This is a genomic window from Chromobacterium sp. LK11 (genome assembly GCF_001043705.1).
In the GTDB taxonomy this organism is placed as follows: Bacteria; Pseudomonadota; Gammaproteobacteria; order Burkholderiales; family Chromobacteriaceae; genus Chromobacterium; species Chromobacterium alkanivorans.
Genome location: NZ_LDUR01000010.1, coordinates 88,087 through 110,240 on the forward strand (window position 1 = coordinate 88,087; position 22,154 = coordinate 110,240).

24 protein-coding genes and 1 pseudogene are annotated in these 22,154 nt (G+C 68.6%); 15 read left to right on the top strand and 10 right to left on the bottom strand.

All coding sequences use genetic code 11. The features are described 5' to 3' along the window. Positions 1–32 precede the first annotated feature (32 nt). Genes VK98_RS06645 through VK98_RS06660 form a run of 4 tightly spaced genes read left to right on the top strand, consistent with a single transcriptional unit; the run spans position 33 to position 2,493 of the window. On the top strand, positions 33–578 hold the full coding sequence (locus VK98_RS06645; RefSeq protein ID WP_048413298.1) for a GNAT family N-acetyltransferase: 546 nt from the start codon (positions 33–35) through the stop codon (positions 576–578). Beyond that, on the top strand, positions 571–996 hold the full coding sequence (locus tag VK98_RS06650) for a DUF2000 domain-containing protein (protein ID WP_048413299.1): 426 nt from the start codon (positions 571–573) through the stop codon (positions 994–996). The genes VK98_RS06645 and VK98_RS06650 overlap by 8 nt, the downstream gene beginning before the upstream one ends. Before the next feature lie 10 nt (positions 997–1,006). Further along, on the top strand, positions 1,007–1,717 hold the full coding sequence (locus tag VK98_RS06655) for a transcriptional regulator (RefSeq protein WP_048413300.1): 711 nt from the start codon (positions 1,007–1,009) through the stop codon (positions 1,715–1,717). After that, a complete protein-coding gene (locus tag VK98_RS06660) occupies positions 1,714–2,493 on the top strand; it encodes a PhzF family phenazine biosynthesis protein (RefSeq protein WP_048413301.1) in 780 nt (259 codons plus the stop codon). Before VK98_RS06655 ends, VK98_RS06660 begins: the two co-directional genes overlap by 4 nt. A 10-nt stretch (positions 2,494–2,503) precedes the next feature. Here the strand turns inward: VK98_RS06660 and VK98_RS06665 are convergent, their stop codons facing one another. Next, on the bottom strand, positions 2,504–3,418 hold the full coding sequence (locus VK98_RS06665; RefSeq protein ID WP_048413302.1) for a LysR family transcriptional regulator: 915 nt from the start codon (positions 3,416–3,418) through the stop codon (positions 2,504–2,506). 299 nt (positions 3,419–3,717) lie between these two features. On the opposite strand from VK98_RS06665, the gene VK98_RS06670 reads away from it, so the two are divergent. The 3 genes from VK98_RS06670 (at position 3,718) to VK98_RS06680 (ending at position 6,649) form a co-directional block, all read left to right on the top strand. Continuing rightward, positions 3,718–5,130, top strand: coding sequence for an MFS transporter (locus VK98_RS06670; protein ID WP_048413303.1), 1,413 nt, complete (start codon positions 3,718–3,720; stop codon positions 5,128–5,130). A gap of 79 nt (positions 5,131–5,209) precedes the next feature. Further along, positions 5,210–5,581: a VOC family protein gene (locus tag VK98_RS06675; RefSeq protein ID WP_048413304.1), complete on the top strand. Its 372-nt coding sequence runs from the start codon at positions 5,210–5,212 to the stop codon at positions 5,579–5,581. Between the two features lie 81 nt (positions 5,582–5,662). Beyond that, a complete protein-coding gene (locus tag VK98_RS06680; protein WP_048413305.1) occupies positions 5,663–6,649 on the top strand; it encodes a DUF1176 domain-containing protein in 987 nt (328 codons plus the stop codon). Between the two features lie 64 nt (positions 6,650–6,713). On the opposite strand, the gene VK98_RS06685 is transcribed toward VK98_RS06680, so the two are convergent. From VK98_RS06685 to VK98_RS06705, 6 genes and pseudogenes are all read right to left on the bottom strand, one after another. Next, positions 6,714–7,079: a VOC family protein gene (locus VK98_RS06685; RefSeq protein ID WP_043590104.1), complete on the bottom strand. Its 366-nt coding sequence runs from the start codon at positions 7,077–7,079 to the stop codon at positions 6,714–6,716. Between the two features lie 68 nt (positions 7,080–7,147). Continuing rightward, a complete protein-coding gene (locus tag VK98_RS06690) occupies positions 7,148–7,732 on the bottom strand; it encodes a HutD family protein (RefSeq protein ID WP_048413306.1) in 585 nt (194 codons plus the stop codon). 8 nt (positions 7,733–7,740) lie between these two features. Further along, a complete protein-coding gene (gltS, locus tag VK98_RS06695; protein WP_048413307.1) occupies positions 7,741–8,946 on the bottom strand; it encodes a sodium/glutamate symporter in 1,206 nt (401 codons plus the stop codon). Positions 8,947–9,052: 106 nt separating this feature from the next. After that, positions 9,053–9,724, bottom strand: coding sequence for a formimidoylglutamase (locus VK98_RS06700; RefSeq protein WP_231589222.1), 672 nt, complete (start codon positions 9,722–9,724; stop codon positions 9,053–9,055). After that, a pseudogene (locus VK98_RS24135) lies at positions 9,637–9,987 on the bottom strand (arginase family protein); the annotation flags it as partial. The pseudogene VK98_RS24135 and the gene VK98_RS06700, both read right to left, overlap by 88 nt. Positions 9,988–10,012: 25 nt before the next feature. Further along, positions 10,013–10,741 (bottom strand): IclR family transcriptional regulator, encoded by a 729-nt coding sequence (locus tag VK98_RS06705; protein WP_048413308.1) that lies wholly within the window; start codon positions 10,739–10,741, stop codon positions 10,013–10,015. Between the two features lie 507 nt (positions 10,742–11,248). Here VK98_RS06705 and VK98_RS06710 point away from each other — a divergent pair. The 4 genes from VK98_RS06710 (at position 11,249) to VK98_RS06725 (ending at position 15,100) form a co-directional block, all read left to right on the top strand. Further along, on the top strand, positions 11,249–12,964 hold the full coding sequence (locus VK98_RS06710; protein WP_048413309.1) for an ABC-F family ATP-binding cassette domain-containing protein: 1,716 nt from the start codon (positions 11,249–11,251) through the stop codon (positions 12,962–12,964). A gap of 153 nt (positions 12,965–13,117) precedes the next feature. After that, positions 13,118–13,420, top strand: a complete 303-nt coding sequence (locus VK98_RS06715; protein WP_048413310.1) for a hypothetical protein — start codon at positions 13,118–13,120, stop codon at positions 13,418–13,420. Beyond that, complete coding sequence (locus tag VK98_RS06720) at positions 13,413–14,318, top strand: sensor histidine kinase (protein ID WP_048413311.1); 906 nt, start codon at positions 13,413–13,415, stop codon at positions 14,316–14,318. Before VK98_RS06715 ends, VK98_RS06720 begins: the two co-directional genes overlap by 8 nt. 29 nt (positions 14,319–14,347) lie before the next feature. Further along, positions 14,348–15,100, top strand: coding sequence for a LytTR family DNA-binding domain-containing protein (locus VK98_RS06725; RefSeq protein ID WP_048413312.1), 753 nt, complete (start codon positions 14,348–14,350; stop codon positions 15,098–15,100). A gap of 19 nt (positions 15,101–15,119) precedes the next feature. Here the strand turns inward: VK98_RS06725 and VK98_RS06730 are convergent, their stop codons facing one another. Continuing rightward, complete coding sequence (locus VK98_RS06730) at positions 15,120–15,899, bottom strand: ABC transporter substrate-binding protein (protein ID WP_053077269.1); 780 nt, start codon at positions 15,897–15,899, stop codon at positions 15,120–15,122. A 122-nt stretch (positions 15,900–16,021) separates the two neighbouring features. On the opposite strand from VK98_RS06730, the gene VK98_RS06735 reads away from it, so the two are divergent. Continuing rightward, positions 16,022–16,531 (top strand): GNAT family N-acetyltransferase, encoded by a 510-nt coding sequence (locus VK98_RS06735; protein WP_048413313.1) that lies wholly within the window; start codon positions 16,022–16,024, stop codon positions 16,529–16,531. Positions 16,532–16,699: 168 nt separating this feature from the next. Here the strand turns inward: VK98_RS06735 and VK98_RS06740 are convergent, their stop codons facing one another. Then, positions 16,700–17,461, bottom strand: a complete 762-nt coding sequence (locus VK98_RS06740; RefSeq protein ID WP_048413314.1) for an alpha/beta fold hydrolase — start codon at positions 17,459–17,461, stop codon at positions 16,700–16,702. Positions 17,462–17,540: 79 nt separating this feature from the next. Next, positions 17,541–18,476 (bottom strand): LysR family transcriptional regulator, encoded by a 936-nt coding sequence (locus VK98_RS06745; protein ID WP_048413315.1) that lies wholly within the window; start codon positions 18,474–18,476, stop codon positions 17,541–17,543. Positions 18,477–18,606: 130 nt separating this feature from the next. Between VK98_RS06745 and VK98_RS06750 the strand changes: the two genes are divergently transcribed. The 3 genes from VK98_RS06750 to VK98_RS06760 all read left to right on the top strand — a co-directional run bounded on the left by VK98_RS06750 (position 18,607) and on the right by VK98_RS06760 (position 22,064). Next, positions 18,607–19,800, top strand: coding sequence for an MFS transporter (locus tag VK98_RS06750; protein WP_048413316.1), 1,194 nt, complete (start codon positions 18,607–18,609; stop codon positions 19,798–19,800). Between the two features lie 63 nt (positions 19,801–19,863). Next, entirely contained in the window at positions 19,864–20,664 is an 801-nt protein-coding gene (dkgB, locus tag VK98_RS06755; RefSeq protein ID WP_048413317.1) for a 2,5-didehydrogluconate reductase DkgB, read from the top strand. 182 nt (positions 20,665–20,846) lie between these two features. Further along, complete coding sequence (locus VK98_RS06760; protein WP_082158808.1) at positions 20,847–22,064, top strand: 6-phosphofructokinase; 1,218 nt, start codon at positions 20,847–20,849, stop codon at positions 22,062–22,064. Positions 22,065–22,154 lie beyond the last annotated feature (90 nt).

The window sequence follows — 22,154 nt, forward strand, 5'->3', positions numbered from 1 at the left end:
CGAGCTTGGGCCGCTGGCATGAAGGGGAAACGATGTTGCAATTGGAGCGCTTGGCGCTGCGTGAATTTCGCGCCGAGGATTTGCCCAATGTGTTTTACGGGCTGTCGCACCCGGAGGTGATCAAGCACTACGGCATTCATTACGCCAGCGAAGAGGACTGCCGCGCGCAGATGCGCTGGTTCGATGATATCCGCGCCGACGGCAGCGGCTTGTGGCTGGCGCTGGAAACGCGGGAGGATGGGCGCTTTCTGGGAGCGGTGGGCATCAGATCCTGGTCGGAGCAGCACCATTGCGCCGAACTGGGTTATTGGCTGCTGCCGGAACACTGGGGCCGCGGCTATATGCAGGAAGCCCTGCGCGGCTTTCTGAGGCTGGCCTATCGCCGCTTCCCGCTCAACCGCGTTTACGCGCAAGTGGAGGTGGACAATCTGGGCTCTCGCAAGCTGTTGCAAAGCGTGGGCTTTACCCTGGAAGGCGTCAGCCGCGAGTGCGAATGGAAAGACGGACGCTATCTGTCGCTGGCCAATTACGCCATCTTGCGCGCCGAGCATGAGGCGGAGGAGGGCGGGGATGAGTGAGGCGGAACGCAAATACGTGGCGGTGATCCACAAGCGGCTGGAGCCGGGCCGGGCGATGAATGTGCTGGGCCATCTGGCGCTGGCCCTGGCCTGCCGACTGCGGCGCGCGGACGCGGCGACAAGCCATGTCGATTATGTGGACGCTGATGGCGGCGTGCATCCGGCGATTTCGGCCGATCCCTTCATCGTGCTGCGCGCCGACAACTCCGCCAAACTGGCCCAGCTGCGCCAGGCCGCGGCCGAGGCCGGCGTGGCCTGCGTGGATTTCACCGACACCATGGGCGAGGGCGGCAGCGCCGAACAGCTGCGCCGCACCGCGGCCATCCCGGCCGCCGCGCTGGAATACTGGGGCGTAGCCTTGTGCGGCGACGAGGCGGCGCTGGGCGCGCTGACGCGCAAGTTCAGCCTTTACCGTTGACGGGGGCCGCATGGAAGAAGCAAGGCAAACGGCGGATCCGGCCCAGGCGGAAAAACAGGCGGTGCTACGCGCGCTGAGCGCCGCGGTCAAACTGGTGGGCGGCATGGTGGACGCGCACACCGAGGTGGTGCTGCACGACCTGGGACGGCCGGAGCGCTCCGTCGTCGCCATCGAGAACGGCCATGTGTCCGGCCGCCAGCTGGGCGACGCCGTTCTGGGCGGCCCGGCCGGCGACCGGGGCTTTGCCGCCATCGAGCAAGCGATGCGCCAGGGCGGCGCCGAGCCGGCGCTGGTGTCCGGCTACCACACCTTGAGCCGCGACGGCCGGCGGCTGCTGTCCGCCAGCGCCGTCTTCAAGACCGCCGCCGGCGAACCCTTCGCCGCCTTGTGCCTGAACAGCGACCGCAGCCAGCTGGAAGCGGCGCTGGCCTGCCTGCAGGCGCTGGTGGGCCGCGCGCCGCCGCCGCCGCGGGCCGCGCCGGAGCCGCCGGCCATGGACGAGGCGATGCGGGACATCATCGCTCAAGCACTGGACGACAAGCCGCTGGCGCGGATGAAGAAGGCGGACAAGAAACAGGCGGTGGCGCAGATGCTGGAGCAGGGTCTGTTCATCGTCAAAGGCGGGGTGGAGCGCGCGGCCGAGGCCTTGGGCGTCAGCCGCTACACCATCTACAACTATCTGGACGAAATTCGCGGCGCGGCGGCGGAGGACGAGGCATGAACATTCCGATTTACCAGGTGGACGCGTTCTGCGACGCGGTGTTCCACGGCAATCCGGCGGCGGTGTGCCCGTTGCCGGCCTGGCTGCCGGACGCCACGCTGCAAGCCATCGCCATGGAAAACAATCTGTCCGAAACCGCCTTCCTGGTGGCGGACGGCGAGCGGATGGGGTTGCGCTGGTTCACGCCCGCCACCGAGGTGGACTTGTGCGGCCACGCCACGCTGGCCAGCGCCTGGGTCTTGTTCCATGAACTGGGCTGGCGCGGCGAGCGCATCGCTTTCCAGACCCGCAGCGGCGAGCTGAGCGCGCGGCGCGACGGCGAGCGCATCGAGCTTCGCTTCCCGGCGGTGACGCCGCGGCCCTGCGCCGAGCCGGCCGGCCTGCTGGCGGCGCTGGGCCTGGACGCCGGCCAGGTGCTGGCCGCCGACGACTACATCGTGGTGCTGGACGACGCGGCGCAGCTGGCGGAACTGCGGCCGGACTTCCAGCGTTTGCGCGGCTTTCCCAAGCGCGGGGTGGCGGTGACCGCGCGCGGCGCGGACTGCGATTTTGTCAGCCGCTGGTTCGGGCCCGGCGTCGGCGTCGACGAAGACCCTGTCACCGGCTCGGCTCACTGCTGGCTGGCGCCGTACTGGGCCGGCGTGCTGGGCAAGACCCGCTTGCTGGCGCGCCAGGGCGGCGCGCGGCGCGGCAGCCTGGAATGCCGGGTGGAAGGCGCGGAAGTGGCCTTGCTGGGGCAGGCGCGGCTGTATCTGAAGGGCGAAATCTTCGTCTAGCGGCGGCGCTTCACACGGCGGCCTCCGCCGCCAACTGCTCGTCGCACACCGCCTTGACGCAGGCGCGCAGCCACTGCTGCGCCGGATCCGCGTCCAGCCGCGGATGCCAGATCATGGAAATGGTGATTTCCGCCACCGTCAGCGGCAGCGCGAAACAATGCAGGCCGGCGCGCAAATGGCCGGTGTGGCGCTCCGGCACGGTGGCGATCAGATCGCTGGCGCGCGCCAGCGCCAGCGCGGTGGCGAAGCCGCCCACGGTGACCGCGACGTCGCGGCTCAAGCCCTGAGCGTTCAGCGCTTCGTCCACCGGGCCGAGCAAGCCGCCGCGGCGGGCCACCAGCACATGGCGGCCGGCGGCGTAGCGGGCGATGTCGATGGCGTCGGCCGCCAGCGGGTGGCCGGCGCGCACCGCGCCGACGAAGCGGTCGCGGAACAACATGCGCACCCGCAACTCCGGTCCGGCTTCGTGGCCCACCACCCCGGTGTCCAGATCCACCAGGCCGTCGCGCAGCGGCGCGTTGTCCTTGTCGCGCTTGGGCAGGAAGTGCAGACGCACGCCCGGCGCCTCGCCTTGCATCCGCGCCAACAGCCGCGGGCCGAAGTTCTCGGCGAAACCGTCGCTGCAGCGCAGGGTGAAGCTGCGTTGCAAGCTGTCCAGCCGCAGCGTTCCGGCCGGGCGCAGCGCGTTTTCCGCGTCCAGCACCAGCGCGTGCACCCGTTCGCGCAGTTCCAGCGCGCGCGGCGTCGGCGTCAGGCCGCGGCCGGCGCGCACCAGCAGCGGGTCGCCGGTGACCTCGCGCAGCCGCGCCAGCGCCCGGCTCATCGCCGAGGGGCTGAGTTGCAGGCGCCGCGCGGCGCGGGCCACGCTGCCTTCGCTCAGCAGCGCGTCCAGGGTGATCAGCAGATTGAGATCGGGCATGGGCATGGTCTTACCTTAAAGAGCCTATTCAAAGTCTCGCGAGCAAGGGCAAGACAAGGCGAAAACGGCCGAAAAAGCGGAATGTACAAATGGTACATGAGCATTTTAAGGGTGTTTTCAACGCAGTATCGCCGAAGCGCAGCAGACTTTGAACAGGCTCTTAGCGCAGCGATACCTGGCGTCATATGCAACTATTAACTGCAAACCATGCGTCTTCCGCCAGCCATGGCGGTGGCGTAGCCTGGCTTGGGTCCGTGTCGGCGGTCCCGGCGTTTCGGGTCCGGGCGCGGCCGGGAGTCGCCGTCATGCCTGTTTCCCCATCCTCTTCGTCTTCTTCCGCCGCCGCGCTGGCCGGCCTGGCGCTGGCCATCCTGCTGGCGTCGCTGGGCGGCAGCGTCGCTAATGTCGGCCTGCCGGCGCTGGCCGCGGCGTTCCGAATCAGTTTCCAGCAAGCGCAATGGGTGGTGCTGGCCTATCTGCTGCTGATCACGCTTGCCAGCGTCAACGCCGGCCGGCTGGGCGATCAACTCGGCCGCCGCCGCGCGTTGCTGGCCGGCATCGCCTTGTTCTGCGTCGCTTCGGTCGGCTGCGGCGCGGCCACCGCGTTCTGGGCCTTGATCGCCGGGCGCGCCTTGCAGGGCGTCGGCGCCGCGCTGATGCTGGCCCTGGGCATGGCTTTTGTCGCCGACATCGCGCCGCGCGAGCAAGTGGGGCGGGCGATGGGGTTGCTGGGCGCCATTTCCGCCGTCGGCACCGCGCTGGGGCCGTCGCTGGGCGGCGCGCTGATCGCCGCTTTCGGCTGGCGCGCGATGTTCTGGCTGTTGCCGCCGCTGGGGGCGCTGGCTTTCGCGCTGGTCTGGCGCGCGTTGCCGGCGGAGCGCGGCCCGGCCGTCGAGCATGCCGGCTTCGACATCGCCGGCAGCGGCTGGCTGGCCTTGACCCTGGCCGCCTACGCGCTGGCCGTGACCCTGAAGCTTGACCATTCTCGCGGCCATTTCGGCGCGCTCAACGCCGTCTTGCTGCTGGTGGCTGCCGTCGGCTGCGCGGCTTTTGTCCGGACCGAGTCCAGGGCCGCCGCGCCGATGTTGAACTTGGTCTTGCTGCGCGATCCGGCGCTGGCCGCCGGCCTGTTTTGCAATGCGCTGGTGTCCACCGTGCTGATGGCCACCCTGGTGGTGGGCCCGTTCCACCTGGCGCGCGGCCTGGGGCTGGACGCCGCCGGCGTCGGCCTGGCGATGTCGGCGGGGCCGTTGGTGGCGGCCTTGAGCGGCGTGCCGGCCGGGCGGCTGGTGGACCGCCACGGCGCGGAAGCCATGGCGCGCGCCGGTCTGGCGGGCATAGGCGCCGGCGCGCTGGCGCTGGCTCTGCTGCCGTCCAGCCTGGGCCTGGCCGGCTATCTATTGCCGCTGGCGCTGATCACCGCCGCCTACGCCTTGTTCCAGGCGGCCAACAACACCCAGGCGCTGACCGGCGCGGCGGCGCGGCAGCGCGGCCTAGTGTCCGGCCTGCTCAATCTGTCGCGCAATCTGGGCTTGATCAGCGGCGCGTCCTTGATGGGGGCGGTGTTCGCCGCGGCCAGCGGCGCCGCGGACATCGCCGTCGCCGCGCCGCCGCAAGTGGCCGCCGGCACGCGCGTCGCCTTCGGCCTGGCGGCGGCGCTGATGCTGGCCGCGCTGCTGGCGTCGGCGCGCGCGCGTAGAAAAGTCGTCCCCTGCTGACGTCACGTTGTCAGCAGGGGGCAGGCAGACTGGTTCTTTTCCACGGCGCAAGCCGCATTTCAGTGAAAAGGAGCAAGCCATGACCTTGGCCCCCCAACCCAATCTGCAATTGCTGTATGTGACGGATATCCAGCGCTCCACCGCGCTGTACCGCCGTTTGTTCGCCGCCGAGCCGGTGTTCGTCAGCCCGCGCTACGTCGCCTTCAGCGCCGGCGGCGAGGCGCTGTTCGCCTTGTGGAGCGGCGGGGCTGCGCCTTATGCCGATGTCCCGAGATTCGTCGAAACCGGTATCATGCTGGCATCCGGCGAGGCGGTGGACCAGCTGTACCACGCTTGGCGGAACGACCCCGATCTGCGTATCGCTGAGCCGCCCAGCACCGAAGTCTTCGGCCGCACTTTCTTGGCGCAAGACCCGGACGGGCACCGGATCCGGGTGTGCCAGCGGGATTGAGCGTTTGCGTCATGCCTGCTGCGTTTTGGTGGCCTGGCCTCGCTGCCGCGCGGCCGGTATGAAATAAAACTAAGGGTAATCATGCGAATACACATCATGGCCGCCTTGGCGGCGTTGAGCTTGCCCGCCGCGGCCTGGGCCAAGGTGGACAGCTACAAGGACTGGGCGGTGGCCTGCGACAACACCCGCCATTGCGAGGCCAACGGCACCCAGGCCGCGGACGGCGACAATCCGGTCAGCCTGCTGCTCAAGCGCGACGGCGGCCCCAATGCGCCGCTGACCGGAGAGTTGATCGCGGCGGACGCCGACGACGGCAAGGTAGGGCCGCTGACCTTGCGGCTGGGCGATTTCAAACTGGGCGGCTTGAAAACCGAGCAGAGCTTGAGCGCCGCGCAGATGGCGCAGCTGCTGCCGCGCATGCTCAACGCGGACGAGATCAGCCTGAGCGACGGCAAGCTGGAATGGACGCTGTCGCTGGCCGGCCTCAAGGCCGCCTTGCTGAAGATGGACGAGGCCCAGGGCCGTCTGGGCACGCCGGGCGCGCTGGTGAGGAAGGGCGCGAAGCCGGAGTCCTCGGTGCCGCCGGCCTTGCCGGCGCCTTTGCTGATACCGGTGTCGGTAAAGGCCCGGCCCGGCGACGCCGCGCTGGCCGCGCCCATTCTCAAAGCGGTGCGCGAGCGCGGCTGCTGGGAGGACATGCCGGACGCGGAGAACCCGGGGATAGACGTTCACCGCTTGAGCGCCGACAAGGTGCTGGTGCTGCGCGAATGCGGCCGCGGCGCTTATCAGGGCGGTTTCAGCGTGTGGATAGCCCGGGACAAGCCGCCGTATCGGCCGGAGCTGGCCAAGCTGGCCGACGGCGACGCCGCCTATTTAATGAACGCCGAATTCAATCAGGGCGTGCTCAGCAGCTACGCCAAGGGGCGGGGCATAGGCGATTGCAACGTCAGCGCCTCCTGGGCCTGGACCGGCGGCGGCTTCGAACTGATGCACGCCGACGAGGCGCCGCAGTGCCGCGGCATTCCCGGCGGCGTGTCGCTGCGCAGCTGGGTGACGCGGCAGAAATAGGCGGGCTTGGGCCCGCCGTGGCCAACGGCGCCCCGCAAGAGCGCGGGAGCGCCGATGTCCGTCCTTAGCGTGAACTGGACGCCGCGGAGGAGGCCTCGGGCTGATGGAGGCCGAAGCTCAGGCCGCCGGGCGCGTGGCATTGAGCGAATTTGCCGAAGCCCGGCTCCTCCGCAATCTCTCCGTCGACTTGGCCGCCCAAGGCCCGCACCCGCTCAACGGCCGCGGCCAGATTGGGCACCTGGAAAAACAGATCGATCCGGGGCGCGGCTTCGCCCCCGTGCAGGCCGGCTTTGATCGAGCCGGCCTGAAACCAGCCGCCGCCGTCCGTGCCCATCGGGTGGAAGCTCCAGCCGAACAGTTCGGCGAAGAAGGCCCCGACGGCGCGGGCGTCTCCGGCGCCGATCTCGACATAGGAAATGGGTGATGCCATGGAAATCTCCTTAGGGGATTAAATAGCCTATCGGCCTATTTCAACGGCCTAAGTGATTATAGGCGGGATCAGACCGGACTGATCGCCTCCAATTCCACCCGCCACAGCGGAAGCGGCCGCGCGGCGCGCAGCCGCAGCGTCTCGCCGCGCCGGGCGACGGCGGCGTCCCAGGCCGCCAGCGGCCGCGGCCGGCCGTCTTGCAGCAGTTGCGCGCCGTCCTCCAGCGTCAGCAGCAAGGTCAGCTCGGTGTCGGAACGCAGTTCCAGCTCGCCGTCCACTGTCAGATGGTCCAGTCGCGAACGGTAGCGGCCGCGCCGCGTCATCACGTTGAAATCGGTCAGCGGGCCGTCCAGCAGCCGGCTTTGCGCCGGGGTTTCGCCGGCGAAGGCCAGCGGCGCGCCGCCCGGCGTCAGCCGCAGGCGGTCTCGGCCCTCCAGTTCCAGCTCCAGCCCCGCGCCTTGCAGAATCAGCAGCTGCCGGTCCACGCCGTCGAAGCGCGAGAACGGCCCGTCGCTGGCCACGCTGGCCAGGCTGACGCGGTAGTCGAAATCGTCCAGGCCGGCCCCGGCCGGGGAGATCAGCAATTGCCGGGTGCTGCCGCCGCCGTTTTTCCACGGGCTGGGCGGGCAGTCTTGTAGGCGGATGAGCGTCATGGCGGGCCTCAATGCAGGTAGTTGATGATCCAGGCGTGGAAGGGAATCGCCACCAAGTCTATCAGCACCGCGCCGCACAGCGGGATGATCAGGAAGGCCTTGTACGAGGTGGCGCCGTGCTTCTGGCACACCGCGCTCATATTGGCCACCGCGTTGGGCGTGGCGCCCAGGCCGTGTCCCATCAGGCCGGCGCACATCACCGCCGCGTCGTAGTTTTTGCCCAGCAGGCGGAAGGCGATGAAGACGCTGATCGCCGTCAGCGCGACCACCTGCAAGGACAGCACGCCCAAGAGCGGTAGCGCCAGATCGTACAGCTCCCAGATCTTCAAGCTCATCATCGCCATGGTCAGGAACACGCCCAGCGAGATGTCGGCGATGGCGTCGATGGCGGCGCTGTTGAGCCGCAGCAGCCGCGCGCGGTCGTTCAGATTGCGGAACACGATGGCGGCGAACATGGCGCCGACATAGGCGGGCAGCACGAAGTCCCAGCGTTGTTCCACTTGTCGGGCGAGCAGCGTGCCGGCGGTCATCAGCGCCAGCACCAGGCCCATGGCGGCGATCAGCGAATCGCTGTTCACGGTGACGCTGGCTTCGTGGTCGTGATAGGCCGGCGTCGGCGCGCCGCCGCTGCTGGGCTGGATGGGCAATTGGTAACGGCGGATCAGCCAGCTGGCCAGCGGCCCGCCCAGCACGCCGCCGGCGATCAGGCCGAAGGTGGCGGAGGCCAGCGCCACCGCGGTGGCGCCGCGGGTGCCCAGTTGCTCCGCCATCGGGCCGAAGGCCGCCGCCGCGCCGTGGCCGCCTTCCAGCGACACCCCGCCCGCCATCACGCCCAGCGTCGGGTCCAGGCCGAACAGGGCGGCCGCGCCGGCGCCGAACACGTTCTGGAACACCGCCAGCGCCCAACAGATGCCCAGATAGATCAGCAAGGTGCTGCCGCCGGTGCGCAGCAGCGCCAGGCTGCCGCCTATGCCCACCGTGGTGAAGAAGGCCACCATGAACGGGGTTTGCAAGGTGGTGTCGAAGCTGACCGCGGCGACGCCGCTCTCGCGCAGCAGCAGGACGACGATGGAGACGGCGAAGCCGCCTATCACCGGCGCGGGGATGCAGAAGCGTTCGAAGAAGCGCACATGGCGCTTGAGTCGGTAGCCGGCCAGCAGGGCCAGCACCGCCAGCGCGGTGGTGGCGATCAAATCCAGTTTCCATTGCTGCATGGGTTTCTCCTTTGCAAAAGTGCGGTTCGCCGCTGTGCCGCGGCTTGTTCCGTCTGGCGAGTCCCGCGCTGACGCGCGAGGCGTTAAACAGCTTGCGGAGCCGGTTTCAGAGCGGCCGCGTCAGCCGGTGGATCAGCCGCGCCGCGGTGCGGGCGGTCAGTTGATCCTGATCCAGCTCCGGGTTCAGCTCCGCGATATCGGCCAGCCGCAGTTTGCCGCTGGCGCGGATGACGTCGATCAGCGCTTCCAGCGTGGCCAAGGGCACGCCCAGCGCCGCCGGCGCGCTGACGCCGGGCGCCTGCGACGCCGGCAGCGCGTCCAGGTCTATGGTCAGGTACAGGCAGTCGCAGGCGGCGATGAAGTCCCGCAGTTTTCGCAAGGGCCGCTCCAGCCGCCACGGCTGCAGTTCCTCGTCGAACAGCAGCTGGACGTCCAGCTGCCTGGCGGTGGCGAACAGCGCGGCGGTATTGGCGGTTTCCGCCACGCCGGCGCACAGGTAATGGAAGGGCCAGCCGCGCCGCTCGCAGTCGGCGGCGATCTGGGCGAAGGGGGTGCCGGAGGAGGCGCGCGGGCTTTGGCGCAGGTCCAGGTGGGCGTCGATGTTGACGATGCCGACGCGCGGCCGGCGGTTTCCAGATGCCGGGCCAGCCCCTGGAAGCTGCCGTAAGCCACCTCGTGGCCGCCGCCCAGCACGATGGGGAACTGGCCGGCGTCCAGGAGACTGGCGACCTGTCGGCCCAGCTCGGCCTGGGCGGCTTCCAGTTCGTCGTCGCGGCAATGGACGTCGCCGGCGTCGTAGCCGTTTTGCCGCTGATGCCAGGCCAGGTTGGCCAGCGCCCGGCGGATGGCGCTGGGCGCGCCGGCCGCGCCCGGGCGGCCCTGATTGCGGCGCACGCCGGCGTCGCAGGCGAAGCCCAGCAGGGCGAAGCCGGCGGCGGCGCCGGGCTGCCACGGACGCAGGCGCTGATGCCAGCGGCGCGCCAGTTCGCCTTCGGCGTCGATGCGGCCGCTCCAGGCGGCCGGAGGAGTATGTAGCGTCATGCTTGCTCTTTCAGTGTCGGGCCGCTCAGTCGCAGCCCAGGTAAGCGCTGATCTTGCGCGCGGCCTGGCGGGTTTGCTCCACCAGCAGGGCGCTGCGTTGGGCGCGGCCGGAGGGCGCCATCAGCGTCAGGGCGCCCAGCAGTTTGCGCCGGCCTTGCAGCAAGGGGGCGCTGACGCCCCAGATGCCGGGATCGATGGCGCTGTCGCTGGTGGCGTAGCCTTGGCGGCGCACCTCGGCCAGGGTCTGGCGCATGGCCTCGTGCTCCTCCGGCGGCAGCATGCTGTCCAGGGTGGCCTGGCTTTGCGCGGCCGGCATGAAGGCCAGCAAGGCCAGCGCCGACGCGCCGCGCGCCAGCGGCTGCCCCTTGCCGGCGGCGAAGGCGCAGCGCAGCGCCTGCTGGCTTTCCATCATTTCGATGCAAATCACCTGCTGGCGGGTGGCCACCATCAAGGCCACGGTTTCATTGCTCAGCCGCGCCAGCCGCTGCATCTCCGGGCGCGCCTGCGCCGCCAGCGTGTTGTGCTGCTGAAACCCCATCGCCAGTTGCAGGCCCAGCGGGCCGGCGTGATAGGCGCCGTCCTCGCCCGCCTGCAGCAGGCCCCACTGGCTCAAGTGGGTCAGCTGGCGATAGAGCGTGGACGGTGGCAAGGCCAGCCGCCGCGCCATGTCCTTGGCGCTCAGCGGCTGGGGCGAGGCCGCCACCAGTTGCAGGGTTTGCAACAGGCGATCGGAGGAAGAGCTGAGGGTGGTCATATCCGGTCCTTATTAGGATTTTCTAACCTTATCTGTTGCGACCGCCGCTAAAAAGCCGGGTTTCCCATCTGGCGGTAATTCATCGCAAATTCTTGCTTTTCATTCCCGTATTGCGGGAAATGGGGGGCGGGAGGGGCTTGCGGGCGGCTGGCGCGCGCGGCGGCGCATGGTTTACACTGCAAGCCTGTATCCGTCATGGATAAAGAGAGGCCGTCTCCTCTTGGCGAGGCGGCGACGCGGAACGCGCCGGCTTTGCAAGGCGCTCCGCACCACCATGAAAGAAAGGAGGTAAATATGCTTCAGTTTGCGCGCCCAGAAATGTTGGCCCGCTTGTTTAGCGCATTTGCCGGCTCTTGCCCGAGTTCCATCGCGCTGCGATAACCGGGTCGGAGCAAAGCCACTCTTCACTTCGAGTTTCACTCGCCGAGTCTTTAGCCGACTCCCACGTTGTCGCCAGCGCTCCTGTTGACAGGGACCGTCACGTCCCGAAAAAACGAGAGCAAGAGCATGACAACCCTGATTTCCGCGCAATCCCTGCAACTGGACGCCGGCCACGGCCCGCTGTTTCAGGACCTTTCCTTTACCGTAAAACTGGGCGACCGCATCGGCCTGCTGGGCCATAACGGCTGCGGCAAGAGCAGCCTGCTCGACGTGCTGGCCGGCCAGCGCGAAGCCAACGCCGGCGCGGTGCAATACGCCGGCCTGTGCCGGCTGCAATACGTGGAGCAACATCTGCCGCCGCGGCTGGCGGTTCTGAGCGCGCGAGCGGCGCTGCTGGAGGCGGTGGACCGCCAGCCGGAGCAGAGCTGGCGGGTGGACAGCCTGCTGGACGAACTGGAGCTGACGGCCGCGGCCGACACCCCGGCGGCCAGCCTCAGCGGCGGCCAGCACACCCGGCTGCTGCTGGGGCGGGCGGTGCTGCGCCAGCCCAATCTGCTGCTGCTGGACGAACCCAGCAACCACCTGGACCTGCCGTCCCTGCTGTGGCTGGAGGACTTCCTGCGCCGCTGGCAGGGCGGCTTCATCCTGGTGTCCCACGACGCGCGGCTGCTGGACGCGGTGACTTCGCACAGCTGGATGCTGCGCGACCAGCGCTTGTACCGCTTCGAATTGCCGTGCAGCCGGGCGCGGGCCGCGCTGGCGGAGGCCGACGCCGCCGCGCGCGCGCGCCACGCCGGCGAGCAGAAGGAGATAGACCGCCTGAACGCCAGCAGCAAGCGCCTGGCGATCTGGGGCCGCGAGCACGACAATGAAAAACTGGTGCGCAAGGCCAAGTCCATGCAGAAGCGGGTGGAGCGGCTGAAGGAGGAGCAAGCCTTCGTCAGCCGCGGCAGCCCGTGGCGTTTGCGGCTGCAGGGCCAAGCGTTGGCGGCGGACCGGCTGCAAGCCTTCGAAGGCTTGCAAGTGCGCGCCGCGCCGGGCCTGCCGGTCTTGTTCGAGGCCGACGAGCTGAGCCTGCGCAGCGGCGACAAAGTCGCCCTGCTCGGCGCCAACGGCGCCGGCAAGTCCTCCTTGCTGCGCCAGTGCTGGCAGGACTGGCGGCAGGGCGAGGCCGGCGAGGGCTGGCGGCCGCATCCGGCGGCGCGCATCGCTTATTACGATCAGTCGCTGCGTCAGTTGGACGACCTCGCCTCCTTGTCGGACGCGCTGTATCCGTTCGCGCCGCTCAGCGACGCGGAACGGCGCCAGGCGCTGATTGCCGCCGGCTTCGCCTATGCGCGCCACGGCCAGACCGTGGCCACCCTCAGCGGCGGCGAGCGCGCGCGGCTGCTGTTCCTGGCCTTGTCGCTGGCCAGCTATCACCTGTTGTGGCTGGACGAGCCCACCAACCATCTGGATCTGGACGGCAAGCGCGAGCTGGCGGAAGAACTGGCCGGTTTCGCCGGCGGCTTCCTGCTGGTCTCGCACGACCGCGAACTGATCGAGCAATCGTGCAACCGCTTCTGGGTGCTCGACGACGGCCGGCTGCGCGAGTGGCCGGACGCCGCCAGCGCCTACGCCCAGCTGTTCACTCCGCCGGCCGTCTCGGCCGCGGCCGAGCCGACGCTTGCCGCCGGCGACACGCCCGCGGCGAGCGGCGCGGAGCGGCAGCTGGAGCGCTTGTATCAGCTGGAGGCGCTGCTGAGCGCGGATCTGGCGCGCAAGCCCAAGCATCAGAAGCCGCTGTTGCAGCAGCAATGGCGGCGGGAGATGGGCGCGCTGGAGCGGGAGCTGGATTTGTAAATTGGACAGGCGGCGTCAAAACGTCGCCCGTTCGTCGCTCTCTCGGCCGTTTCGTCCATCGCCCTGTGCGTTTCGTCGCAAGCCGCTGTCGGCCGTTTTGGCCGTTGGCTACAGTGAGCAGCGTCAACCACAACGCATCACGAGGAGCTAGACATGGACCGGGAAAAACACGCGGAAGCCTTGGACGGACTGAACGGCGTCAAGCACAAGATCGCCATTTACTGGCGGCTTTATGTAGACTGGCTGGCCGGCCTCGGCTGGGGGCGGCTGGCGCTGGTTTCGCTGCTGGCCCTGATTTTGAGCGGCGTGCTGGCCTTGAGCGGCGCGGTGGTTTTTTTGATACTGATGTCCTTCCTGGTCAAGGCCTGCGTCGCGCCGAAGCCGTCGCGGCCGGCGGCGCTGACGGAGAGGACCGAGGAAGAAATGAAGCAAGACCGGGGAGCGTATCATGGATAGGCAAAAACATGCGGAGGCGCTGGCGGGCATTGACCTCGTCAGCCACAAGGCCTCCATCTACTGGTGGCTGTTTTTCGACTGGCTGGCCATCGTCGGCTGGGGGCGGCTGCTGCTGATCTGCTTCCTGGGCCTGATCATGGGCGGCATCATCGGAGTGCCGGTGCTGGCCTTCTTCCTGGGCGTGACCGTCTGCATCGTCAAGATCGTGGCCGGCGGCAAGCGCCGGGCGGACCAGCGCGCCGACGCGGCGGTGGTCCGCAGCCAGCAGGCCGAGGAGCTGGCCGAGGTGGAGGCGCTGCAACGCCAGCTGGCGGAGGCGCGGATGGGGGCGCTGCAGGCGCAGATCGAGCCGCACTTCCTGTTCAACACCTTGTCTTCGGTGTGCCAGTTGATGGAAACCGCGCCGGAGCGCGCCTTGCTGATGCAGAAGGCGTTGATCCGCTACCTGCGCTCCTCGCTGCCGGAGTGGCGGGAGTCGCCGGCGGAAACCAGCCTGGGCCAGCAGCTGGAATTGTCGCGCGCTTATCTCGACATCATGCAGCTGCGCATGGAGGACAGGCTGCGGGTGCGGCTGGAGGTGCCGGAGTCGCTGCTGGACGCGCGCTTTCCGGTGATGATGCTGCAAACCCTGGTGGAAAACGCCATCAAGCACGGGCTGGAGCCCAAGGCCGAGGGCGGCGAGATCGTCATCGGCGCCAAGGTGCTGACCGGCGAGCTGCTGGTGGCGGTCAGCGACAGCGGCGTCGGTTTTCCGGAGCAGCCGGGGCAGGGCCTGGGCCTGAGCAATATCCGCGAGCGTCTGGCCATGCTGCACGGCGAGCGCGCCCAGCTGTTGCTGGAAGTGTTGCCGGAAGGTGGCACCCGCGCCACCATAGGCCTGCCGTTCGCGCTGGTGTGAGCGGCCGGCCAGAACAGGACAGTGGATAAATGAGCAAATTGAGCGCGGTGATCGCCGACGACGAGCGCCTGATGCGCGAGCAGCTGCGCATGGCCTTGCAGCGGGTGTGGCCGGAGTTGCGGATAGTGGCGGAGGCCCACGACGGCGCCGAGGCGGTGGAGCTGGTGCGCGAACACCGGCCGGACCTGGCCTTCCTCGACATCACCATGCCGGTGCAGAACGGCATCGCCGCCGCGATGGAGATGGACGGCCTGTGCCCGGTGGTGTTCGTCACCGCCTACGATCAGTACGCGATCAAGGCCTTCGAGGAAGGCGCGGTGGATTATCTGCTCAAGCCGGTGGAGGACGAGCGGCTGTCGCGCACGCGCCAGCGCTGGGAGCAGCGGCAGCTGGCGCTGCCGTCGCATTGGCAGGCCTCCTTGCAGCAGCTGAGCCGTCAACTGGCGCGGCCGGACTATCTGCGCTGGATCAAGGCCTCGGTGGGCAATAGCCTGCGCATGATCAGCACCGGCGAAGTGCTGTTTTTTCAATCCGACGAAAAATACACCCGGGTGCAGACTGTCGGCTGCGAAGCCTTGATCCGCATGCCGATCAAAGAGCTGTTGCAGGCGCTGGACCCGGACGAATTCTGGCAGATCCACCGTTCCACTCTGGTGCGGGTGGACGCCATCGAACAGATCAAGCGCGACGACGGCCAGCGCGGCCTGCTGCTGCAATTGCGCGGCTATCCTGAGCCGCTGGAAGTCAGCCGCAGCTACGCCCATCTGTTTCAGCGCATGTGAGCCTGGAGCGGCCGGACGCTCATTGATCGTAGGCGCCGTCCTCGAAGTCCCGTTCCATCCGCCGGTACTGGGCGCTGTTCTTGAAGCGGACCAGGCCTTCGTTGAAGCGGTCCAGCAGCCACTGGCTTTGCGGCTGCGCCCGGCTCAGCATCAGCCGGTATTCGTTGCGCTCCCACACCTTGGGCGCGTAGACGATGGCGGCGCGCTGTTCCGGGGTGAAACGCCGGCGCAGCAAGGACTGCCCCACCGATTTGACCAGCGGGAAAAAGTCTATGCGCTCCGCCAGCAACTGGCGCATGCCGCTTTCTATGTCCTGGGTGCTGTCGTTGCGGATATGGCCGGCGCGCACCGCCTCGCCCCACACGCCCAGCTTGGAGCCGTTGGGCGTGGCCATGCGCAGGCCGTACAAGTCCGGCAGCGCCGCCGGGGAGAGCGGGCGCTTGGCCAGGTGAAACGCCACTTCCTCGTCCACCACCACCGGCAGGCTGAACAGCGCGAACCGCTCGCGCTCCGGCGTGATCGACCACACCACCGAGCCGGCGATCTCGCCGCTGCGCACCATGGCCTCGGCCCGCGCCCAGGGGAAATGCCGGTAGCGCACCGAGATCCCGGCCAGGCGGAAGGCCTCGCTGACGATATGGGAGGCATAGCCCTGCTGCGGCAGCTTGGCGGACAGATAGGGCGGCCACTCGCCGCTGGCCAGCACCACCTCCCGCGTCGGCGGCGGCGCGGCGGCGAGACGGGGCGCGGCGAGAACGGCGCAGCAGATCAGCGCCAGGCGAAGCGGGGACCAAATCATGACAACGTCCGATAGGGTTTTTTCCAGACTAGCAGGTTTGCCGCGCCGCGCCCCGGCATGAAAACTGCTTGCCTCCGCTCGTCGCCGCGGCCTTTGCGCGGCGTTCAACGGGGAAAGAAAAGATGAGCACGATCAGAATGGCGCCGGCGCTGGCGGCCGGCGATTATTCGCGCCTGAGCGCCTTGTTGGCCGACTGCGTCGCCGGCGGCGCCTCGGTGGGCTTTCTCGCGCCCTTGCCGGAGGCAGAGGCCGCCGCTTATTGGGCGCAGGTGGACGCCTTGCTGGGCGCGGGCCTGCAATTATGGCTGGCGGAAGAGGACGGTGCCTTGCTGGGTTGCGTGCAGCTGGCGCCCTGCCAGCGCGGCAACGGCCGCCACCGCGCCGAGGTGCAGAAGCTGCTGGTGCATTCGGCCTGCCGCGGCCGCGGCGTGGCGCGCCGATTGATGGCGGCCTTGGAGGATCATGCACATAAACAGGGCATACGGCTGCTGGTGCTGGACACCGAGGCCGGCTCCGGCGCGGAAGCGGTCTACCGCAAGCTGGGCTGGAGCAAGAGCGGGGAGATTCCGGACTACGCCGCCAGCCCGGACGGCCGCCTGCACCCCACCGCCTATTACTTCAAGCGTTTGTGACGGGAGGACGGCCGCGGCGCGGCCTTTAGAACCTGTTTACAATCTGCTGCGCTTCGGCGATACCGCGTTGAAAACACCCTCAAAATGCTCATGTACCAACCGTACATTCCGCTTTTTCGGTCGTTTTCGCCTTGTCTCGCCCTTGCTCGCGAGACTTTGAACAGGCTCTTAGCGAGCGGCGGAGGCGGCCAGCGCGTCGCGCACCGCGGAGACGACCTGTTCCGGTTCGGAGAATTGCGGAAAGTGGCCGCTGCGGGCGGCGACGAGGTGGCGGCCGCGCGGCGACAGCGCCGCCAAGCGGCGCTGGCCTTCGGCGCGGGCGTCCTGCACCGCTTTGGAGGTGAGCCAGGCCAGGCCCGGCGCGCCGCCGCTGATCACGAACAGCGGGATGTCGGGGAAGGGCGGCGCTTCGGCGATCTGCTCCGCGCTGCGGCGCAAGTGGCCGGTTTCGTTCAGGGTGTCCCGGTCCTGGGCCAGGTCCAGCGCCCGGCGCAGCAACTGGCCCAGCCGGCCTTGCCGCGCGTCCAGCGCGCTGATGTCTTCCGGCGCGACGGCGTCCAGCAGCACCACGGCGGCCACTTCGCCGGCGTAGCTGCGGGCGAACAGATTGGCGATCAGGCCGCCCAGCGCGTGGGCCACCAGCACATAGGGCGGGGCCAGGTCCGCCTTGAACAGCAGCGCGCGCAGGGTTTCCATCATCGCGGCGCCGGTCTGCGCCTCGCGGGCGTTGCCGCTGTTGCCGATGCCGCAGCGGTTGTAGGCGAACACGCCGCTGAGCGCCTCCAGTCCCGGCAGCACTTTGTACCAGCTTTCCATCGGCGCGCCGGCGTCGTTGATCAGCACGATGGGCGGGGTCGCGTCGCCGACGGCGATGTATTCCATGGCGACGCCGTCGACGGCGGCGGTGAGCTTTGGGGGCAGGGTGGTCATGGCGCGAGCGGGCGGCGGCCGCCGAAATTTGTCTATCTCATTGTTTTTGTAAGCGGAAAATTAATTCAGTTCCTGAGTTTCATGATGGCCGCGGGGTTTTTTGTCCCTCCGGCGGCCGGTCCAGCCTCTGGCCCAGTTCCGCGGCCAGGTAGTCCACCCAGGCGCCGACGCGCGGCGCCAGCGCGCCCTGTTTGTAGAACACCGCCCAGATGGTCTGGCTCCACGGCAGGCTGACGGCGTCCAGCACCGGCAGCAGGCGGCCGCTGCGCAGGTCTTCGGCGGTGAGCAGGTCGTTGAGGCAGGCGATGCCGGCGCCGTTCAGCGCCAGATGCAGCAAGGTTTCGCCGCTGGAGGCGGCGAGCGCGGGCTGGATGGCCAGGCCGTTGCCGCCGCGGTGGCGCAGCGGCCATTGATTGAGCGTTTCCGGCGCGGTGAAGCCCAGCAGCCGGTGCCGCGCCAGCGCGTCGACGTCGTCCGGCGCGCCGCGGTGGCGCAGATAGTCCGGCGAGGCCACCAGGCGGATGCGGCTGTCGCCCAGGCGCCGGGCGCTGAGGCTGGAGTCCGCCAGCGCGCCCATGCCGACGCGGATGGCGACGTCGGCGCGCTCTTCTATCAGGTCGACGATGCCTTCCGCGCCCACCAGCTCCAGCCGCACCAGCGGATGGCGCTCCAGGAAGCCGGCGGCCAGCGGCGCGATCAGCCGGGTGAGGATGGGGGTGGCGGCGTTGACGCGCAGCAGGCCGCTGGGCTGGGCCAGGCTGGCGGCCAGCTGGGCCTCGGTGTCCTGCAGCTCGGCCAGGATGCGCCGCGCGCGCTCCAGCAGCCAGCGGCCTTCCGCCGTCAGGTCCAGCCGGCGGGTGGTGCGGGTGATCAGCGCCACGCCCAGTTGTTTTTCCAAGCGGCTGACGCTGCGGCTGATGCCGGACGGGGTTTGGTTCAGCCGTTCCGCGGCGGCGGAGAAGGAGCCGGCGTCTATGACTGAGACAAACGCAATCAATGCCTCCATTGGCAGCATTATTGACTCCTGAGCAAAAGTTTTTGTCAGTGAAGCGGATTTTTCCGCGGCTGGCAAGCGCGGAGAATGCGGCCTTATTCGTTTGGCCCGCAAGGGCGGGCCCGATTCGGCTTTTCTTTGGGAGAACATCATGCCGCTTGCCTTATGGGCGCTGACCTTGAGCGCCTTCGCCATTGGCACCACCGAATTCGTCATCGTGGGCCTGATTCCCACCATAGCCGCCGGCCTGGGGGTGTCGCTGCCGTCCGCCGGCCTGCTGGTCAGCCTGTACGCGCTGGGCGTGGCGGTGGGCGCGCCGCTGTTGACCGCGCTGACCGGCCGCGTGCCGCGCAAACCCTTGCTGCTGGCGCTGATGGCCTTGTTCACCCTGGGCAATCTGGTGGCCTGGCAGGCGCCGGGCTACCAGGCGCTGATGGCGGCGCGGGTGCTCACCGGCCTGGCGCACGGGGTGTTCTTTTCCATAGGCTCTACCATCGCCACCGGCCTGGTGAGCAAGGACAAGGCGGCCAGCGCCATCGCGCTGATGTTCAGCGGCCTCACGGTGGCGCTGGTGACCGGGGTGCCGCTGGGCACCTTCATCGGCCAGACCCTGGGTTGGCAGGCCACTTTCCTGGCGGTTTCGGCGCTGGGCGTGCTGGCCTTGGTCGGCAGCCTGCTGCTGGTGCCCGCGGACATCCCGCAGCCGCCGCCGGCCTCGCTGGCCGCGCAGCTGGCGGTGCTGAAACGGCCGCGGCTGTTGCTGGTGTACGCGATGACGGCCCTGGGCTACGGCGGTTCTTTCATCGCCTTCACCTATCTGGCGCCGCTGCTGGAGCAGGTCAGCGGCTTCGCGCCGTCGCGGGTGGGGCTGGTGATGCTGGTGTACGGCGTGTCGGTGGCGGCGGGCAATATCTGGGGCGGCCGTCTGGCGGACCGCAAGGGGCCGGTGCGCGCCTTGCAGATCATCTTCGCCTTGCTGGCGCTGGTGTTGCTGGCGCTGACCTTCACCGCGCCGTCGCCGGCCTGGGTGGTGGCCACGGTGCTGGCCTGGGGCGCGGTGGCCTTCGGCAATGTGGCCGGTTTGCAGCTCTATGTGGTGCGGCAGGCGGAACGCGACGCGCCGCAAGCGGTGAACGTGGCCTCCGGCCTGAACATCGCCGCCTTCAACGTCGGCATCGCCGGCGGCGCCTGGGCCGGCGGCTGGGTGGTGGCGGAGCTGGGTTTGCTGGCCACGCCTTGGATAGGCGCGCTGGTGGTGCTGGCGGCCTTGGCCTTGACCACCTGGTCCGGCGCGCTGGACCGCCGCGCGGCGCGGACGCCGGCGCTGTGTTCGCAGCCGGTTTGACCGCAGGATCAAGACTTGAAACACGCAGCGCCGCGGGGCGCGCAACGGAAAGGAAGTTCATTCATGGATATGCCGAAAATTGGTTTGGGAACCTTCCGTCTGGAAGGACAGCAGGTGGTGGACTCGGTGTTGACCGGGCTGGAGTTGGGTTATCGCCACATCGACACCGCGCAGATCTACGGCAACGAGGCCGAGGTGGGCCTGGCCTTGCGCCGGAGCGGGCTGCCGCGCGAGCAGGTCTTCGTCACCACCAAGATCTGGACCGAGAACCTGGGCCGGGAGCGTCTGGCGGACAGCCTGCGCCGCAGCCTGGAGCTGTTGGGCGTGGAACAGGTGGACATGACGCTGATCCATTGGCCGTCGCCCGGCGACGCGCTGCCGGTGGCGGAATACATGGAGGCGCTGGCCGAGGCCCGGCAGCAGGGGCTGACGCGGCGGATAGGCGTGTCCAATTTCACCATCGCCCATCTGCGCCAGGCGCTGGCGGCCTTGGGGCCGGGGGAGATCGCCAGCCAGCAGGTGGAGGCGCATCCCTTCCTGCAAAACCGCAAGTTGCTGGACTTCTGCCGCGAACAGGGGGTGCCGGTCACCGCCTATATGCCGCTGGCTTACGGCAAGGTGATGGCGGAGCCGCTGTTGCAGCGGATCGCCGCGCGCCATCAGGCCAGCCCGGCACAGGTGGCGCTGGCCTGGCTGCTGCGCCAGGGGTTGTCGGTGATCCCGTCGTCCACTCGGCGCGCTAATCTGGCCGCCAACCTGACGGCGGAAACGCTCAGCTTGAGCGAGGATGACATGGAGGCCATCGCCGGTCTGGAGCGCGGCGAACGGTTGGCCAATCCGGAGTTCAGCCCGCGCTGGGATTAGGCGGGCCAAGGCCGGCTGTAGCGCGGCGGCAACTTGCGCGCGGATTTGCCGCCGGTCAAGGAAATGGGGAATGGCGGCGCCGTCCGGCTTGAGGCGGCTTTCCGGCCAGTGGTATGTTTGTGGTATTCCCGGCCCGGCCGCGCGCCGCGCCGTTTGATTCTCCATTTCTCCAGGTGGCGATGATGTCCAAACCCCGTGCCGTATATTTGCAGTCGGGCGGCCCGACTGCGGTGTTGAACGCTTCCGCGCAGGGCGCGATTGAAACCGCGCGCAAGCGCGGCCTGTCGATGTACGGCGCTTTCGACGGTCTGGCCGGCTTGCTGGAGGACCGCTTGTGCGACACCGACGCGGTGTCGGACGAGGCCATCGCCCAACTGGCCTTCATGCCCGGCGGCAGCTTCGGCGTCAGCCGGCGCATGATAGGCGGCTTCGCCGAGGCCGGCGACGACTGGAGACGGCTGCGCGAAGTGCTGGCCCGGCACGACATCCATTATCTGCTGGTCAACGGCGGCAACGGTTCGTTGGGCTGCGCCGAAAGGCTGGCGGAGTTCGAACGCCATATGGCTTATCCGCTCAAGGTGGTGGGCATTCCCAAGACCATAGACAACGACCTGGTGGGCACCGACAACAGCCCCGGCTACGGCTCCTCCGCCAAATTCCTGGCCAGCGCGATGCGCGAGGTGGGCCTGGACATGACCAGCATGGGCTGGGGCCGGGTCTTCATCATGGAAACCATGGGCCGCCACACCGGCTGGCTGGCTGCGGCTTGCGCGGCGGCGGCGCGCAACGAGCGCGAAGCGCCGCATTTGCTGCTGCTGCCGGAAGTGGCCTTCGACGCCGAGCGCTTCCTCGCCGCGGTGGACGACAGGCTGGCGCGCTTCGGCCAATGCGCGATCGCGGTGGCGGAGGGCATTACCGACGCCGACGGCCGCTTCGTCGCCGAAGCCAAGAAGTCCGAAGTCTACGGCCACGAGCAACTGGGCGGCGCCGGCCACTGGATCGCCCAGCTGCTGCTGCGCGAACGCGGCATTTCCGCGCACGTGGCGCAGGTGGATTATCTGCAGCGCGCCGGCGGCCATCTGGGATCCAGCATGGACGTGCGTCAGGCCTACATCATGGGCGAGCGGGCGGTGGAGTGGCTGCTGGCCGGCAAGAGCGGGGTGATGGCCGGCATCAAGCGCGTCCAGAACCATCCCTATTGCTGGGACGTGGTGGAAGTGCCGCTGGCGGTGGTGGGCGATCAGGAGAAGCGGCTGCCGCCGGAATTCATCGGCGCCGACGGCTTCAGCGTGACGCCGGCCTTCCTCGACTATGTGCGGCCCTTGATGGAGGGCGAGCGGATTCCGCCGTTCAAGGACGGCTTGCCGGATTACCGGCCCATCGCCTGGCCCAAGGTGTGAGGCTGTTTGCAATCAAGAAGGAAACCCGGCTGAGCCGGGTTTTTTTATGGTGCGGCGCGCGGCGCGGCGTTTTCAAACGCGGATTGAAAG

What these genes read in the sequence shown, in the direction of transcription:
- VK98_RS06645 (WP_048413298.1), top strand. Translation starts at nt 33, where the DNA reads ATGTTGCAATTGGAGCGCTTGGCGCTGCGTGAATTTCGCGCCGAGGAT.
- VK98_RS06650 (WP_048413299.1), top strand. Translation starts at nt 571, where the DNA reads ATGAGTGAGGCGGAACGCAAATACGTGGCGGTGATCCACAAGCGGCTG.
- VK98_RS06655 (WP_048413300.1), top strand. Translation starts at nt 1,007, where the DNA reads ATGGAAGAAGCAAGGCAAACGGCGGATCCGGCCCAGGCGGAAAAACAG.
- VK98_RS06660 (WP_048413301.1), top strand. Translation starts at nt 1,714, where the DNA reads ATGAACATTCCGATTTACCAGGTGGACGCGTTCTGCGACGCGGTGTTC.
- VK98_RS06665 (WP_048413302.1), bottom strand. Translation starts at nt 3,418, where the DNA reads ATGCCCATGCCCGATCTCAATCTGCTGATCACCCTGGACGCGCTGCTG.
- VK98_RS06670 (WP_048413303.1), top strand. Translation starts at nt 3,718, where the DNA reads ATGCCTGTTTCCCCATCCTCTTCGTCTTCTTCCGCCGCCGCGCTGGCC.
- VK98_RS06675 (WP_048413304.1), top strand. Translation starts at nt 5,210, where the DNA reads ATGACCTTGGCCCCCCAACCCAATCTGCAATTGCTGTATGTGACGGAT.
- VK98_RS06680 (WP_048413305.1), top strand. Translation starts at nt 5,663, where the DNA reads ATGCGAATACACATCATGGCCGCCTTGGCGGCGTTGAGCTTGCCCGCC.
- VK98_RS06685 (WP_043590104.1), bottom strand. Translation starts at nt 7,079, where the DNA reads ATGGCATCACCCATTTCCTATGTCGAGATCGGCGCCGGAGACGCCCGC.
- VK98_RS06690 (WP_048413306.1), bottom strand. Translation starts at nt 7,732, where the DNA reads ATGACGCTCATCCGCCTACAAGACTGCCCGCCCAGCCCGTGGAAAAAC.
- gltS (WP_048413307.1), bottom strand. Translation starts at nt 8,946, where the DNA reads ATGCAGCAATGGAAACTGGATTTGATCGCCACCACCGCGCTGGCGGTG.
- VK98_RS06705 (WP_048413308.1), bottom strand. Translation starts at nt 10,741, where the DNA reads ATGACCACCCTCAGCTCTTCCTCCGATCGCCTGTTGCAAACCCTGCAA.
- VK98_RS06710 (WP_048413309.1), top strand. Translation starts at nt 11,249, where the DNA reads ATGACAACCCTGATTTCCGCGCAATCCCTGCAACTGGACGCCGGCCAC.
- VK98_RS06715 (WP_048413310.1), top strand. Translation starts at nt 13,118, where the DNA reads ATGGACCGGGAAAAACACGCGGAAGCCTTGGACGGACTGAACGGCGTC.
- VK98_RS06720 (WP_048413311.1), top strand. Translation starts at nt 13,413, where the DNA reads ATGGATAGGCAAAAACATGCGGAGGCGCTGGCGGGCATTGACCTCGTC.
- VK98_RS06725 (WP_048413312.1), top strand. Translation starts at nt 14,348, where the DNA reads ATGAGCAAATTGAGCGCGGTGATCGCCGACGACGAGCGCCTGATGCGC.
- VK98_RS06730 (WP_053077269.1), bottom strand. Translation starts at nt 15,899, where the DNA reads ATGATTTGGTCCCCGCTTCGCCTGGCGCTGATCTGCTGCGCCGTTCTC.
- VK98_RS06735 (WP_048413313.1), top strand. Translation starts at nt 16,022, where the DNA reads ATGAGCACGATCAGAATGGCGCCGGCGCTGGCGGCCGGCGATTATTCG.
- VK98_RS06740 (WP_048413314.1), bottom strand. Translation starts at nt 17,461, where the DNA reads ATGACCACCCTGCCCCCAAAGCTCACCGCCGCCGTCGACGGCGTCGCC.
- VK98_RS06745 (WP_048413315.1), bottom strand. Translation starts at nt 18,476, where the DNA reads ATGCTGCCAATGGAGGCATTGATTGCGTTTGTCTCAGTCATAGACGCC.
- VK98_RS06750 (WP_048413316.1), top strand. Translation starts at nt 18,607, where the DNA reads ATGCCGCTTGCCTTATGGGCGCTGACCTTGAGCGCCTTCGCCATTGGC.
- dkgB (WP_048413317.1), top strand. Translation starts at nt 19,864, where the DNA reads ATGGATATGCCGAAAATTGGTTTGGGAACCTTCCGTCTGGAAGGACAG.
- VK98_RS06760 (WP_082158808.1), top strand. Translation starts at nt 20,847, where the DNA reads ATGTCCAAACCCCGTGCCGTATATTTGCAGTCGGGCGGCCCGACTGCG.